General features: G+C 49.2%; 1 pseudogene. It reads left to right on the top strand.

The features are described from left to right. Positions 1-325, top strand: a pseudogene (locus LRL21_RS45070) (hypothetical protein); the annotation flags it as partial.

The raw sequence follows: 325 nt of genomic DNA, 5'->3' as shown, positions 1-325 counted from the left end.
AACGTTGACCTCTACCATAGGAACGGTAAGCACAGGCGGAACAGCGAATGAAACGATAACGAACATTCCCAACGGAACAACCTTAGCAGCGCTCAAGGCAGCGATCACGCCATCGGCGAATGCAACGCTTCAAGTTTACGATGCAGATGGAACGACAGTAGCTGCAACTTTGTCAACAGGCAAGAAGGTCATAGTTACCGCACAAGATGGAACAACGAAGGTTACGTATACCGTGACGGTGAATGCAGCATTAAGCACTGTTGCAACGTTGACCTCTACCATAGGAACGGTAAGCACAGGCGGAACAGCGAATGAAACGATGAAG

This window comes from Paenibacillus periandrae, assembly GCF_022458865.1.
Classification (GTDB): domain Bacteria; phylum Bacillota; class Bacilli; order Paenibacillales; family NBRC-103111; genus Paenibacillus_S; species Paenibacillus_S periandrae.
The sequence above is the reverse complement of the archived record's forward strand: the minus strand, read 5'-3'. Positions and strand labels throughout refer to the sequence as shown.